Consider the following 15,430-nt stretch of genomic DNA (forward strand, 5'->3'; position numbering starts at 1 on the left):
CAACACACGTTCATCCCGCAGTGATTGAATTAAGGTTGATTCGGCCGACCCAGCCGGCCTTCAACCTTTGACCGCGCCCGCGGTAATGCCCTTCACGAATTGATCTTGCGCAAGAAAGTACAGAATAATCGTCGGGATCACGGCAGACACCGCGGCGGCCATCAACGGACCGTATTCGGTGCTGTGCTCGGACTGGAAATGCTGCATGCCGAGCTGCAATGTAAACAGCTTGTCGGAGTTCAAATAAATAAGCGGAGCGAGGAAATCGTTCCACGAATGCATGAAAGTGAAAATGACGAGACTGGCGATCGCCGGACGGGTAAGCGGCAGAATGATGCGCCAATAGATTCCGAATTCGCCCAGACCGTCGATCCGCGCCGCCTCCGACAGTTCTTCCGGAATCGTCATATAGAACTGGCGGAACAGAAACACGCCGAAAGGGCTGAAAGCGCCAAGCAAAATTAAAGCCCAATGCGAATTCACCAATCCGATTTCTTTCATTAGCATAAATTGCGGGATCATCATGACTTGGTACGGAATCATCATCGTCGCGACATATACGAAAAATAATTTGTCCCGCTCCGGAAACTTGACCTTTCCGAACGCATACGCCGCCATGGAACAGGTGAAAATTTGAATCAATGTCGTAATGACCGATATTTTCACCGTATTCATGTAATAGGTGCCGAAAGGAAGCTTCGTCCACACCTTCTCATAGTTGGACCAATAGAATGTGCTCGGAATCCATTGAATCGGGAAGCCGAAGATTTCCCCTTCCGATTTGAACGATGCGGAGATCATCCACAGAAACGGCAGTATCATGGACAACGACACCACAATCAACACGGCATAGAGCAACGCCTTGGACAACTTCACGCTTCGTTTCAACGATTTGCGGTACGCGCGGGGAATTTCCGCTTTAACGGTCGTCTGCATCTCGAACCCTCCTGTTTCTATCCGTTAATAATTCACCCATTTTTTCTGGCCTCGAAATTGGATCCATGTGATGATCAAGATCAGAATGAACAGAACATAGGCCATTGCCGAAGCGTATCCGTATTGATAGCGTTGGAATGCCGTATTGTAAATGTCGAATACGAGCACATGCGTCGCGCGGCCCGGGCCGCCCTGCGTCAAGACGAATACCATATCGAATACTTTAAAGGAATTGATAATGCCGATAATGACCGTGAAAAAAATGACCGGCGACAGCATGGGCAGCGTAATGTTGCGAAATTGGGACGCTTTGCCCGCGCCGTCAATTTCCGCCGCTTCGTACAAGTCGCTTGGAATGCCTTGCAGTCCGGCTAAATACAAAACCATATAATACCCGACCGAATGCCAAATATTGACGATAATGACGGAAACGAGCGCCCAATCGGCGGAAGCGAACCATCCCGGCGGCTGCTCGATCCCGACGGCGCGCAGAAAGCTGTTGATCGGCCCCATCGTCGGATTGAACAGCAGCTGCCAAATGACAGCGACGGCGATCGTGGCCGTAATATGCGGGAGAAACATGGCCGTACGGAACAGTTTTAACCCTTTAACGCCCTTGTTCAGAGCTACGGCCGCAAGAATGGCGAGGAACAGCGTGACCGGAACGGTAACGAACGTCATGATCAAGCTATTCACAAACGAAATGCGAAACGTCTCGTCCGACCACAAGCGGATGTAATTGGCGAATCCCGTAAATTTCATCTGTCCGAAACCGTTCCAATCCGTGAAACTCATGAAAAAGGACGCTAATACCGGAAATAAAATAAAGACGGCAAAACCGATCAAATTCGGCAGCAGGAAGCCGTAACCGACGAGCCTGTTTCTTCTCACATATGCGCTGGACGCTTTACTGGATGTATGCTTCAATGCCGTTTCCCTCCTCTGACGTATCGAACTTCACCGCGGAAGTGAAGTTCGATACGTTTCCTATCTTGTTGGCGTTCGATTTATTGGTTGGCGTTTGCGTATTCGTTGTAATTGTCGGCCCATTCCTTTTGCACGCGCTCGGCGATTTTTTGGATCGCCTGCTCCGCCGTTTGTCCGCCGGTTAACGCTACTTCGCCTTCCTGCAAGTAAATCGCTCCGACAACGGCGCTTTTCACGCCGGGTAACAGCGGATATTCGGGATATTCCCTTTGCTCCACCAAATAATGAATATTCGCCGGTTTTTTGCTTCCGTCGCCGACGTACGCTTTCTTGATCTCATCGTTGGAATAGCCGGTGAGGAATCCTTTGGCTGCGAAGATGGCCGCTCCCTTCGCTCCCGTCATATATTCGAGCACTTTAAAAGCTTCTTCTTTATGTTTCGAATCTTTGTTGATCATAATCGACACGGGCGTCGCCATACTGGTGTTGGCAGGCACCCCTTCGGGATGCGGAACCGGGACGATATCCCAATCGAAATCGATCTTCTTCTCCTCTTCCGCCGTTCGTAGCTGGGCCACATGCCAATCGCCGATCAGGTTCATAGCGACGTTGCCTTTCTGGAATGCGGCGTTATAATGAGCGGAAGTCGTTATTTGTTCGCTCCAAGGCATGATTGAACCGTCCTTCTCCATATCCATCCGGAATTGGAGCGCATCCTTGAACGGAGTCAGATCTTTATCGATGATGGAGGCGCCGGTTTGAACGGCTTGCATATACCATGTTTGCGCCCAAGGATGCAGGAACGCGCCGTATATTTTATCCGCCCCTTCGCCTTTCGTTACTTGTTTGGCCAGTTCGCGGAACTCGTCCCATGTCATATCGTCTTTCGGATACGGGACATTCAGTTGATCGAACAACGTTTTATTGTAATATAGAATCCAGTTCGATTTGCGGTACGGCAAACTGTACGTTTTGCCGCCTACCTTCATTTCGTCGTACAGCGGACCGAAGCCGGACACGTCGACGTTATGGTTCTTGATCAAATCGTCCAACGGCTCGACAATTCCCGTGTCGAGAAAGACATCCATATTGCCCCCGAACAAGTCGATCGGTTCGCCGGAAGAAAGCTGCAGCCGCAGTTTTTCGTAATATTGCTTTTGCGGGATCGTGTCGAATTCCACTTCAATGTTCGGGTTTTCTTGCTTGAAACTTTCGTACGCCAATTTGAACGTTTCCAGATCGTCCGGCAGCACCGTCATTTTCAACGTTACTTTTTCGCCGCCGGTTTGCGCCGTCTGTTCGCCCGATCCGGGCTCGCCGTTTCCGCCGGAAGCGGAATTCGAGCCGGAGCCGGAGCCGCAGGCCGACAGGAGTCCGATCAACAGCACAGCAGCGATCATCGCAGACCATATTTTTTTCATTTACATTCCCCCTGAAGTTCAGTATGATTTGTATACGCTTTCTTTTTCCTGTGTTTATTATAATGGTGGCGCACGCCGGGAAGAAGGTGAAAGTTTTATACCCCCTCCCTCTCCGCTCGTCCACCTTCTAAAGGCAGGGACATCCGATGATTTACTTGACGCTTATATTTCTTATTTTCTCGCTGTTATTCACCTATCGGAGATTGAACAATCAATCGATCCGTTTCATGTACGGCATCATCGTCGGCTGGACCGTCTCTTTTTTCTGTCTCATTTTATATTTAAGCAAATTCAATTATTATCACAACATAATCAATTCTATTTTCAACTTTAGCCCGGGAACGTGGAACTATCTCGTACTAACCAATTTTAATACGGATCTGCTGATCCGGCTGTTGAACGGCGGGGTCATCCTGTTTCATTATTCGTTGCTGTGCTTTGCGGTATCCTTTGCGGGCACCCGGAAGAAGTGGAACAACAAAGCGATATATCCAGTCATTACCGTCATTTCGTTGGCGCAAATCGTTTTCTACGATCCGGCCGTCAACGTCTGGATGCAAAATGCGATCGGGGGTCTGCCGGAGCATGCCGCCGCCTGGTCCAATTCCGCCGTAAACGCCGCGAACAACGTGTTTCAATACATGAAATATATCTATATCCTGCTAACGTTCGCATTAATGATCCATGATTACTTGACCTATCCTAAAATTCGTTTTTTGAAAAATTACGCCCTATACCATATCTATATTTTGGTTTTCGTGGCCGTCGTGCACAGCATGCTGTTTCCGTGGGCGCCGAAAAATTTAGTGCGGGCAACCTTTTTGCGAGGGTTTTATAATTATTTGCAGCCGCCGATCGGAGCGTACCCGTTAATTTTGTCAATCTTTCCGTACGTCGTCTTTATGGCGCTCGCGCTGCTGGCTTATATCATATACCGGTACAATTCGATCGAAGCGTATCATAAAAACCACAGCATGCAAATCAATAAAAGCATCGATACCGCGTCGCTGGGCACCCGCGCCTTTACGCACGCGTTGAAAAACCATTTGCTGGCCGTCCGCGCGGAAACGGAATATCTTAAGGACAAGCATTCCGGCGATGGGGAGACGACATACAGTCTCAAACTGATCGACGATTCGGTCGGCCAAGCGCTGGACAGCATCGATTTCGCCGCCCGCCAATTAGGATCGATCGAATTGAATTTGCAGCCGCTCTCTTTAAGCGCCCCGATCGGTCCCGCCATGGCGAGAATGCGAGCGGAGCACGAACATATCCGCATCTTCTACCGTTCGGAAGCCGAGAGCGCGCTCGCCTACCTGGACGAGAAGCATATGGGAGAAGTCGTTTACAACATCTTCACGAATGCGGCCGAAGCGGCGGAGGACAAACAGAGGCTGCAAATTACGGTCGAAACGAAACGGCAAAACGGGTGGGGAACGATATCGATCGCCGACAACGGTCCGGGCATACCGGCGGAACAGTTGGAATTGATTTTTTCGCCGTTTTTCACGACGAAATCTTCGGTAACGAACTGGGGAATCGGACTTTCGTTCTGTCATAAAATCGTGGAAGGACATGACGGCAAAATAACGGCCGAAAGCGAGCCGGGACAAGGAACGACCTTCAAAATTTATTTGCCCCTCGTTTGATCGCAAGGATTCTAGGAGGTGGAATATTCGATATGGAGCGCAATATACGCATCGTTGTCGTCGACGACATGGAAGCGCATCGCCGCAGGCTGGAGAGGATGATCGCCGATTGTGCGGACATGACATGCGTCGGGTCGGCCGAATCGGGCGAGGAGGCTGTCGCCGTGGCGGAGAAACTGCAGCCCGATATCGTGCTGATGGACATTGAAATGGAGGACAAGCTGGCAGGCGTTCAAGCCGCCAAACGAATCAACGAGCAATTCCCCGAGATGAAAATTATCGTCGTCACCGTACATAAGGACGACAATATTATTTTCGCCGCGTTTCAGACGGGGATTATCGATTATGTGCTGAAATCGGCGCCGAAGGAAGAAATTACGGAAGCGATCCGGCTCGCATACGCCGATCGTTCCCCGATCCGTCCGATGATCGCCCATAAAATTCGCGAAGAATTCGCGCGGATCAAGAAGACGGAGAACAGTCTGCTTTACATCATCCGCATTATTTCCGAACTGACGCCAAGCGAATTGCAAGTGCTTAAGCTATTATGCGAGTACAAGACGAGAAGGCAAATCGCGGAGGAACGAATCGTGGAATATGAAACGGTGAAAAAACAAATTAGCAGCATCTTGAAAAAGTTTCATATGAGCAGCGCCGCCGACGTCGTGAAAACGGTGAACGAACTGAGAATTTTCGAGGTGTTGAAAAAGTTGTAGCTTGATATAATGATGTAGTCCGGGTATGCCAATAAGTCGTACCTGGCCCAAAATTCGATGCGCAAAGGAGCTTGATTGAATGGCTTTGATCGATTGCCGTTTTTACTCGGAAGTATTAGGCTTGAGCACGGCGATGACCGTGATTTTGCCGCAGCGGACGGCGACGCAAATCGGCATGACGAACACCCAATTCGGAGAGCTTCATCCGACATTGTATTTGCTGCACGGGTATAGCGACGACCATACGATCTGGCTGCGGCGGACGTCGATCGAACGCTATGCGGCGCCGCTGGGCTTGGCTGTCGTGATGCCGCAAGTCGATCACAGCTTCTATACCGATATGGCTTACGGCAAGAAGTACTGGACGTTTCTAAGCGAAGAGCTGCCGCAGATCGCCCGCTCGTTCTTCCCCTTGTCCGCCGCGCGGGAGGACAACTTCGTCGCAGGCTTGTCCATGGGCGGATACGGCGCCTTCAAATGGGCGCTGCGGCGGCCGGATGCGTTCGCGGCGGCAGCCAGCCTGTCCGGGGTGCTGCATGTCGCCCGCCGGGCGGATGCGGCGCCGGACGGCGACGAGTACGCGCTCCGGCGTCCGTTCAAGCTAATATTCGGCGAGGAAAAAGTAACAGGAACAGACAACGATTTGCTGTGCCTTCTTGACCGGCTCGACCGGGCGGACGGTCCGAAGCCGATGCTGTATCAATGCTGCGGTACGGAGGATTTCCTCTACGAGGACAACGCGGCTTTCCGCGACGCCTGCCGGCGCACGAGCTTGGCGCTGACCTACGAAGAAGGCCCCGGCAATCACGATTGGGGCTATTGGGACGCCAAAATAAAAGACGTGCTCGCTTGGCTGCCGTTACGGACCCGTTGAGGTGCCGGGGCTGCCCGCATTCTTTCCGTTGGTTGCCGGAGATTTGCCGCTACGAACGCAGAAATCCAGATACATTGGGGGGCGGCTCTCCGGTTTGGCGGCCATGTAAATGCAATTATCAGACTGTTGAGATATGGCGTGTCTGTGAAAATCGTTGTGAAGCAGATTGATTATCAAAATGCCCTATTGGGGACTCGAAATTCCTTATTTTCCGCGATTGGTGTGGTTTTAGGGTACGGCGAAATCCGGAAGAATTAGCGAACAAATGGGGCTTAAGAAGGCACTAGCGTTGCACCGAATGTTTTACTGCGTTTCAAGCCGATGATTGCGATAGGGATGAAGATGAACAAGGTTAACGGATTTTGGAGGCCTTATTTGATCCAATAACGCAATTTTGGCGGAGTTAGCGGATTTTGAGGGCTCTATTTTTGTCGAAACTTCACAAAACCAAGGATTCTCACCCGATCGCGACATGTTAACGGTTCGAAAATCCGTTAATTCCAATATTCGACTGGAATTCAAAAAATAAGACCTCGGAAATCCGTTATATTTCCATGGTACCGCATCCCAGCCAGAAGATTTAATGCAACGCTAGTGCTTAGGAAGGCACTATCGTTCCCAATCATAGAGCAAGGCGCGTTCGGGTTTCTCAACAGTCTGAATTTCGCAGTTAGTTTGAATTCGTTGACCGCGTTGTTCTTGTCATGGTCCCATTTCATCCCATCGAATCCCGAAATCACGTCCTTGGCGTTCCTTGAGAAATACTCTTTCTTCCTTCCCATTCACATCATATTTCAAATACCATTTGTTATCCTCCCCTAACAGTGAAAGATCAGGATAAGGCTCGACCATTTTATATTCATCCTTGTCACGAGTAAAATTTGTTTTTCCCAGCAAAGATTCGCCCCAATAACAATAAACGGTTATATTCTCGGCAACCAGATTTCGCTTATGAAATCTAGTCATTAAATCAAATTTGTTATTTATCCCTCTTAAAAGAGAGAGTTGAAATTCCTCATCTGTTCTTTTATATCTCTTCGAAATTTCTTCATTGTAATCCAAGTAACGATCGGGATCTATTTTCAAATATACCTCTATTGCTCATGAAATAGCCCTCCATATGGGTTTTCCCCGATATTCGTTGTCTATTTATATCTTCGGCATATCCGGTATAGAAGTAAATATCTGTAAAAAAACAACGCGGTCCGCGTTCCAAGAACGCACCGCGTTGTTAGATTCGTTGCCGCTAGCCGGCCCCGCCTCTCCGCCTTGTATTCCTTCTGCTCCAACTGCTCGACGATCCCTTGCTCGTTCATTCATATCGAATTTCCTCAATATGTCATTCCCGATCAACCATACGCCATAGCATGACCACCGCTTCCGCACGTGTGGCCATGCCGTCCGGAACGAATTTGTTGCCGCCGCGTCCTTCTACTATGCCGATCTGTCTCAATGCTTCCGCCGCACCTTTCGCCCACTCTGGAATTACATGATCATCCGCGAAACCGGTTAATGCGTCGGTCTCAACGGTGAACTGAAGCGCTCTGGCGATCATCGACGCCATTTCCGCACGGATGATCGGCGCGTCCGGCCGAAACGTGCCATCATCGTACCCTTGGACGATGCCGCTCGCGACCGCTTGGGCGATCTCTTGTTGCGCCCAAGCGCCAATTTTCTCCTGATCCTTGAATGAACCTGGATTGCTTGGTGCCCCTACTCCTAATTCCGCAATCCGCCCTTGCTGCGTCAACGCATCCATCAGCATCAAGGTAAATTCCGCGCGTGTGACGGGCTGGTCGGGTTTGAACGAACCGTCGGGATAACCTTTCACCATGCCGGCGCATGCCGCCTTCCGCATGGTTGAATCCGCCCAGTGGCCGACAAGATCGGCCAATCGATGACTCTCCGGATGACAACCCGGTTTCTCCGGGTCAGTTCGGATAACGGTGACAACATAAGTTTTCTTCGTGCCATCCTCCGCAGTGACCGCGATTTCAATCCGATTATCGCCAACATGCAACATAATCGGATCGCTTTCTTTGCCCCCATCCGTCGTTGTCCCATTCAATTGGATCGTTGCTTTGGAATGCGCCGGCATTGCTTTGACGGTGAGACGATCGATCTGATTTTCTACCCGAACGGTATATTGCAGTATATTGGGCGAAAACTCTGGAGCCAGTCGACCATGGGATAGTATCAGCCCGCTTAAGCCGGCGTCGCCCGACTTGGCGGGTTGAGCGGCATGATAGACTCCGCCGCTTCCGCCGCCATAACTTGGGGGCTCCGCTCTAATAATATTCAAGATGTATTTGTTCTGCGTCACTCCGTCTCGAGCCAGCACTTGGATCTCTGCGACATTCATCCCCTGGCGCAACGCCAGGCTCTTGCCTGTTCCGCCGGGCACAGCCGCATACTCTCCATCGTTGATACGCATGCTTACCGCAGCCGTTTGAACTTCTGCCATAGGCGATATCGTAACGCTCGATGTTGTATTTCCGACATAAACCGTATAAACGGCGACGTTCGGGTCAAACCCTTGCACAGGCGTTCCGTCTATAAGAAGCTTGCTTAACCGGGCGTTATGATTGGCGGGATTGTCTAACCGAAACGGACGGGAATGCGTTTCGATCCGATTGCCTGCCCGGTCGGAGGCGCGAATATGCAAGTACCATCTCCCTTCGGCATTGGTCATGGTCAACGTATCGCCGCTGCGAAAAAGCTTCCATTCTTCCTCTTCTTCCGGAGTTGCTTCGCTTGCTGACCATATATAGCGCAAGGAAGATTCGTCCACGCCGGCACCGGCATCATTCACCGTAACGATCGTAGAGGCGGCAGACGACAACGTATCATTTCCGTCCGGAGAAAAGTCCGCATGAGGGGCCGCTTGATCCAATCGAATGCTGACCTTCTCCGTCAAGCGGTTATCCGCTTCATCTTCCGCTTGAAACCATACATCGTATTGTCCATCGGCGGTAAAGAATACAGGCTCTGTATACGTGTTCCATGTTACACCGAAATCGAATGAATAGGTCACGGATGTAACGGCCGCTCCATCTGAGTTATAAGCCTCTACATTGGCGATTACCGGTTCGCGAGTCCACTCCCCGCTTATGTATGGCGTCCCGTCGGCTTGCTGCAACACTGTTGTCATCGCAAGTCCGTTCGCGCTGATCTTGACCGTTCGTCGTTCCACCTTTTCGTTCCCCGCCCGGTCGATCGCCCGGAACTGCAGATGATGGACGCCGTCCGACCGGATGATGATCCCGCTCCCGGATATATCCTCTTGCCATGTTTGACCGCCATCCGACGATACTTGCAAGGAAGCCAATCCGCTCAGTGCGTCGCTTGCTTCCGCAGTCACATGAACGGCTTGGTTGATCCACATCCCATCGGCGTATGGGGATCCGTCTTCAAGCGTCATTCGCACCGTTACTTGAGGAGGCGTATAATCCAGCCGGAACCGCTCAGTCCGCTTGTCGACGGTTCCCGCTTCCGAATGGACCGCGCGTATATGCAAGTACCAGTCGCCCTCGCCTTCCGCCATACTCAATGTTTCGCCGCTGTGAAACGTCTTCCACTCCGCTTGTGCCCCCGGTATCTGATCGGTTGCCGACCATGCGTAGTTTAAAGCGAAATTTCCCGGATGTTCAACGGATACCTTTGTCACAGCGGTTTGCTTCCATTCTTCGCCGCCATCGGGGTCGAATGTAATTTCCGGCGCCCTGATCACGGTAATAGTATAGGTTTTATCGGCTCGTAAATAGGGAGATACTCGCACCGGAATGACGGTTGAATCTCCGGTGAGCGGTATGACTATTCCCTCCGAGGCGGATAATTGTTTTTTGCCGCCCGTATAAACATCCGCATACTCCGGCCGATCCAAGCCGGCTTGTATGCGCACTTCGGTTGCCGAACCGTCGACAGCTACGATATATTCTGTTCCATTCGGGTTAAAAATGAAGGGCAATTCCGTTCCTTCGTTGTCTTGCATCTGTATATCGCGCAAATCGCTTTCCGGTACGTACGTCTTGCCAAAAGCAACATTCCCCCAAGCGGCGACGCTTCCGTCCGATTTCAGTGCCAGAGTGTGATACGTGCCCGTAGCGATCGCCGCCACTTGGTCCAAATCGGACGGTATTTCATTCTGCCCGGCGTCATTATATCCCCAGGCGACGAGTGTGCCGTCTGCTTTCAGCGCCAACGAGTGGAAACTTCTCGCGGCGATCGCCGCGACTCCGTTTAGACCTGGGGGGGCACTCGTTTGGCCATAGGCGTTACCCCCCCAAGCGATGACGGTACCGTCCGTTTTCAGCGCCAGAGAATAGTCCGCCCCCGCTCCGATCGACTTCACTCCGTTCAATCCTGCCGGTACATTCGTCTGACCGAGGCTGTTCCATCCCCAAGCAACGACCGTGCCGTCCGCTTTAAGGGCAAGCGAATGGTCGTTTCCCGCAGCGATCGCCACTACTCCGTTCAGACCTGCCGGTACGTTCGTTTGACCGAGGTCATTCTTCCCCCAGGCCACTACAGTACCTCCCGACTTGAGCGCCAGCGAATGATTGTTTCCCGCAGCGATCGCCGTCACTCCGTTCAACCCTGCCGGCACGTCGGTCTGACCGAATTGGTTGTCTCCCCAAGCCACGATCGTGCCGCCCGCTTCGAGCGCGAGCGAGAAATGCGCTCCCGCAGCGATCGAAACGACCCCGTTCAACCCCGCGGGTACGTCCGTCTGACCGAGGCTGTTCAATCCCCAAGCAACGACCGTGCCGTCGGATTTCAATGCCAAGGAATGATGCTCTCCCGCGGCAACCGCGATCCCTTTGACCGGTGCGGTCAAATCCGCAGGCACATTCGTCTGGCCTTCGCTGTTGCCCCCCCAGGCGACGACAGTCCCGTCCGATTTCAAAGCCAAAGAATGGCCTGATCCTGCGGCAATCGATATGACCCCGTTCAGAGCCGCAGGCGCGTTCGATTGACCCGCACCGTTATTCCCCCATCCGATAACGGTCCCGTCCGATTTCAACGCGAGCGAGTGGGTCCATCCTGTGGCGACGGATACCACCCCATTCAGACCGGAAGGCGCGGTCGCCGCGGCTCCCCAAGAGACGACGGTGCCGTCCGATTTCAATGCGAGCGAATGGTATATTCCCGCGTCAACGGCCACGACTCCATTCAAACCGGGCGGAACGCTCGATTGCCGGAAATCATTGTTCCCCCAAGCCACAACGGTGCCGTCCGATTTTAACGCCAGCGAATGGCCCCATCCTGCGGCGATCGATACCACTCCATTCAAATCGGAAGGCACATCCGTTTGCGAGTAGCCGTTACTGCCCCAGGCGACGACCGTGCCGTCCGACTTCAATGCCAGCGAATGGCTATTTCCCGCAGCGATCGATACGACCCCATTCAAATCCGCCGGAACGTTCGTTTGACCCAATTCATTGTTTCCCCAAACCACGACGGTGCCGTCCGATTTCAACGCGAGCGAATGGTTGATTCCCGCGGCGATCGACACCACTCCGCTCAGTCCCGCCGGAACGTTCGCCTGGCCGGAATCGTTCTGTCCCCAAGCGACGACCGTGCCGTCCGGCTTCAACGCCAGCGAATGGTTTTGTCCCGCCGCGATTGTCATCACTGCCCGGCTGCCGTCTCCATTCTGTGCTGCAATCGCATATGCCGGTTGGAAAACAAACGGTTGCAGGACGGCGGTCAGCATGACCGCCAACAAGGCAGCATGAAGCGCTCTTCGCATTGTTTTTCTATCCATTTTCCCCTCTCCAGTCTTGAAAAAATAGCAACGATCTTTACCCGCCAATTGGTACGAGCGGACAGCGGCGATCCTATTCTTCTTGTCCCAATCGAAATAGATGGCAACAATACGATTTTAAAGCAGAACATAACGAAAAAAATCCCCCAATCGGGGGATGTCTGGACTAGCCCTAAACTTCGCTTATTCAGGTAAACCGAGCTCCTTGGCTCACTCGATCGCTTTCATCCGGCTGGCGACTCCCAGCTTGCCGTATATGCGCGAGCGATGCGTCTTGACGGTTTCATAGCCGATTTGCAGCCGTTCGGCGATTTGTCTCGCGCTTAAATCTTCGCGCATGCAATGAAGGACGTCCAACTCTCTTGGCGTAAGGAGAGCGGCTAACGGCGTCTCCGTTCCCGCGAACGTTTCATCGATGCCGAAACCGGACAATATTTTCCGCGCAAATTCCAAAGAAGACAGCCATCGTCCACGAAGCTTCCCTTGCTGCCGCGTTGCAATCAGTTCGATGAGAAGTCCGGACATATCGGGACCTTCGTCTATAAATATCCGCACTATCGCATTGGCCTCCGCCTTGGAAAGCGCCTGATCCAGCTTCAGCAGCGCCGGTTCCTGAAACCCTTGGCGCTTCAGCAGAAGCGAATGCATCGCCAGCACCTCCGCCTCGTCAATCGGGCGCAACTCGCTTTCCGCCAGCCCCTGCAGCCGCTCCAGCAGTCTTCCCGCTTCATCGAGCCGATCATGGGCAATCAGAGCCCTGGCGAGAAATTCGTATTCATAAAGCTGAAAGACGGATATCATATCCGAGGCGGACAATTGGTAACGTTCAATCCAAGCCGCCGCCATAGCCGCATCGCCTTCCATCAGGGCAAGCCGAGCTCGTTCCGTTTCCAGCAGCAGAATACCCCGCCGTATATTCATCCGCTTCATCCAATCGATGCCGGCGTGCAGTATATCTTTGGCCGCCTCGCTCTTCCCCTCGGCCGCCTTAAGCCGCGCCCGCAGAATACAATTTGGAATCCGTTCGAATTCCGAACGCGCCGGAAGCTGCTCGATCCATTTCAGCGCCTTTCCCGCATAGTGCTCCGATTGCTGCAAATCGTTCCATAAATACCTCAATTCGCCGTGATGGGAATAAAGTCTGCCTAAAAAAGACGGGTTCGCCTTTCGAAAAATGTCGGCCATCTGCATCGTATAGGGAGTGGCCACTTCCGGGGACGCATGTCCGTTCTCGATGGCGTATGATCTTACGTCGATCGCTTGCAGAGGCGCATCTTCCTTTCCGTAGATCAGAGCGATTCCATGTGGAGCGTAAAACTCTGAGAGCCGAAAATGCTCTCTGGCCCGGTTCAGATCGTGATGGAGAAAAACCATCGTGTTGCCTCTTACATAATGTATCCAGCCCAAATACCGGCTGCGCTCCGCCTCGCTCCATTCCGGGGACGCTTCCTCGTACCAGCGTTGCGCTTCCTGCAACTTGCGTTCCGCCAGATGCCCTTGCCCGCTGTTGCTGAGCGAGAGCGCATAAGAGAAGTACAACATCGGATGCTTCAGCAAGATTGCGTTGGGGATCGAGGAGAGCCACCCACGCAGGACGGACCACCCCCGGTTCACCACGTTTGCCGCCGTCTCCTCAAGCAGCTCGACCGCTTGGTCGTAATGCCGTCCGAGCAAATAATATTCAATCGCTTCTTCGTCCAGCTGCCGCTCTCTGCAGCAGTCTCCCGCTCTCAAATAAAGTTCGGGAACGGATGCGGGATCATGCTTCTCCAGCTGTTTGCGCAAAAATTCGGCGAACAGATGGTGAAATCGGTACCAATCTCCTTTCGCATCCAACGGCACGATGAATAGTTGCCCATCCTCCAACGCTTCGATGTAAGGCCGGCTGTCCCAACCGGTTACCGCCTGGCAGAGCGGAGCGTTCCACCGGGACAATATCGAGCATTTCATCAAAAATTGCCGCATCGGCTCGCTCAAATGCCGGAATACCTCCTGCAGCAAGTAACGTTCCACCTGCCGCAAATCTCCGGAAAATTCACGCAGCGCCTCCCCAACGGCATCCTCCTTGTCACGAAACGAAAGTGCGGACAGCTTCAGCCCGGCAATCCAACCTTCCGTTTTGCGCACCAGCGCTGCAGTCGTCGCATCGTCCCATTCCAACCGCATACAATTCCGGTAAAACAATGTTCCTTCCCGTTCACTGAACCGAAGCTCCTCCAAAGTGAAACAGGTGGCCTTCCCGTCGATTTCCAGCCGGGACAAGTCGAACCCGGGATTTGTACGGCTCATGATGCAAAAATGGACCGAGTCCGGCAAATGAGCCAGCAAATACGCCAGTCCTTGGACAATCCCCTGATCCCGGATGACATGAAAATCATCGAGAACAACCGTAATCGGTTTCGCCAACCGTTGCAAATCGCTGAGAAACAGGCGAATCGCCTGTTCGAAATCCATGGAAGCGAGTTGAGCAGACGCTTGAAGCACATTATCGGCAATCCCCCGATCGACCGATTTGAAGGCAGCAGCCATGTATCGCCAGAAGCGGATCGGTTGATTGTCCCCTTCATCCAATGAAATCCATGCTGCTTGCACGCGCGAACTGCGAATCCAATCGCTCACCAATGTCGTCTTCCCGAATCCCGCCGGGGCGCAGATGAGCGTAAGTTTGCCCTTGCGCCCCTCGTTCAACCTCTCGAATAAACGTGAACGATAGACACTCGAGGGGACGCTTTCGGGAATATGCAATTTCGTACCTATTGGAACCTCTGTAGCCAAGAAGTCATGCCGTATATCAGCCATTTCGCCTTCCTCCGAATCATCGAAAATCACACGATACTATTTTTATTTTACTATAGATATCGATCATGGCCTTCTTCTTCGTACTAAAATTTACAAAAAAACTATTAAACCTTGTATGATAACATTCGAGATACTACCCCACTCTCGCAAAACAAACGGCATGTTGCGACCAAATCCATAAGCGCTCCTTCATAGAACCTGCATTTGAGGCTGTTTTGTACGAAAATAAACTATTTAACATTAAAGCGCTAAAGTCCCTTGGACCGAAAAGGTTTCCTAAGCAACATTAATATCCATAAAGTTACAGTTATGCTGGGACTATCTCACGTAGCTCTACTTCA

9 protein-coding genes are annotated in these 15,430 nt (G+C 52.2%); 3 read left to right on the forward strand and 6 right to left on the reverse strand.

From position 1 onward, the window contains the following. Positions 1–60 precede the first annotated feature (60 nt). The 3 genes from LQ229_RS07215 to LQ229_RS07225 form a co-directional block, all read right to left on the reverse strand. On the reverse strand, positions 61–936 hold the full coding sequence (locus LQ229_RS07215; protein ID WP_216537969.1) for a carbohydrate ABC transporter permease: 876 nt from the start codon (positions 934–936) through the stop codon (positions 61–63). 24 nt (positions 937–960) lie between these two features. Then, positions 961–1,863, reverse strand: coding sequence for a sugar ABC transporter permease (locus tag LQ229_RS07220; protein ID WP_230191299.1), 903 nt, complete (start codon positions 1,861–1,863; stop codon positions 961–963). Positions 1,864–1,943: 80 nt separating this feature from the next. After that, complete coding sequence (locus tag LQ229_RS07225; RefSeq protein WP_230191300.1) at positions 1,944–3,284, reverse strand: sugar ABC transporter substrate-binding protein; 1,341 nt, start codon at positions 3,282–3,284, stop codon at positions 1,944–1,946. A gap of 146 nt (positions 3,285–3,430) precedes the next feature. Here LQ229_RS07225 and LQ229_RS07230 point away from each other — a divergent pair, with 146 nt between their 5' ends. The 3 genes from LQ229_RS07230 to LQ229_RS07240 all read left to right on the forward strand — a co-directional run bounded on the left by LQ229_RS07230 (position 3,431) and on the right by LQ229_RS07240 (position 6,523). Continuing rightward, the gene (locus tag LQ229_RS07230; RefSeq protein ID WP_230191301.1) at positions 3,431–4,933 is read left to right on the forward strand and encodes a HAMP domain-containing sensor histidine kinase; all 1,503 of its coding nucleotides are present in this window, start codon (positions 3,431–3,433) and stop codon (positions 4,931–4,933) included. Positions 4,934–4,965: 32 nt separating this feature from the next. After that, entirely contained in the window at positions 4,966–5,649 is a 684-nt protein-coding gene (locus tag LQ229_RS07235) for a response regulator transcription factor (protein WP_216537972.1), read from the forward strand. Positions 5,650–5,728: 79 nt separating this feature from the next. Further along, positions 5,729–6,523: an alpha/beta hydrolase family protein gene (locus LQ229_RS07240; protein WP_216537973.1), complete on the forward strand. Its 795-nt coding sequence runs from the start codon at positions 5,729–5,731 to the stop codon at positions 6,521–6,523. Between the two features lie 702 nt (positions 6,524–7,225). Here the strand turns inward: LQ229_RS07240 and LQ229_RS07245 are convergent. From LQ229_RS07245 to LQ229_RS07255, 3 genes are all read right to left on the reverse strand, one after another. Next, on the reverse strand, positions 7,226–7,585 hold the full coding sequence (locus LQ229_RS07245; protein WP_230191302.1) for a hypothetical protein: 360 nt from the start codon (positions 7,583–7,585) through the stop codon (positions 7,226–7,228). A 277-nt stretch (positions 7,586–7,862) separates the two neighbouring features. Beyond that, a complete protein-coding gene (locus LQ229_RS07250) occupies positions 7,863–12,290 on the reverse strand; it encodes a cadherin-like beta sandwich domain-containing protein (protein WP_230191303.1) in 4,428 nt (1,475 codons plus the stop codon). A 210-nt stretch (positions 12,291–12,500) separates the two neighbouring features. Further along, entirely contained in the window at positions 12,501–15,089 is a 2,589-nt protein-coding gene (locus tag LQ229_RS07255) for a LuxR C-terminal-related transcriptional regulator (RefSeq protein WP_230191304.1), read from the reverse strand. Positions 15,090–15,430 lie beyond the last annotated feature (341 nt).

It is taken from the genome of Paenibacillus sp. CECT 9249 (assembly GCF_918697855.1).
Lineage (GTDB): Bacteria > Bacillota > Bacilli > Paenibacillales > Paenibacillaceae > MSJ-34.

What these genes read in the sequence shown, in the direction of transcription:
- LQ229_RS07255 (WP_230191304.1), bottom strand. Translation starts at nt 15,089, where the DNA reads ATGGCTGATATACGGCATGACTTCTTGGCTACAGAGGTTCCAATAGGT.
- LQ229_RS07240 (WP_216537973.1), top strand. Translation starts at nt 5,729, where the DNA reads ATGGCTTTGATCGATTGCCGTTTTTACTCGGAAGTATTAGGCTTGAGC.
- LQ229_RS07215 (WP_216537969.1), bottom strand. Translation starts at nt 936, where the DNA reads ATGCAGACGACCGTTAAAGCGGAAATTCCCCGCGCGTACCGCAAATCG.
- LQ229_RS07225 (WP_230191300.1), bottom strand. Translation starts at nt 3,284, where the DNA reads ATGAAAAAAATATGGTCTGCGATGATCGCTGCTGTGCTGTTGATCGGA.
- LQ229_RS07250 (WP_230191303.1), bottom strand. Translation starts at nt 12,290, where the DNA reads ATGGATAGAAAAACAATGCGAAGAGCGCTTCATGCTGCCTTGTTGGCG.
- LQ229_RS07230 (WP_230191301.1), top strand. Translation starts at nt 3,431, where the DNA reads ATGATTTACTTGACGCTTATATTTCTTATTTTCTCGCTGTTATTCACC.
- LQ229_RS07235 (WP_216537972.1), top strand. Translation starts at nt 4,966, where the DNA reads ATGGAGCGCAATATACGCATCGTTGTCGTCGACGACATGGAAGCGCAT.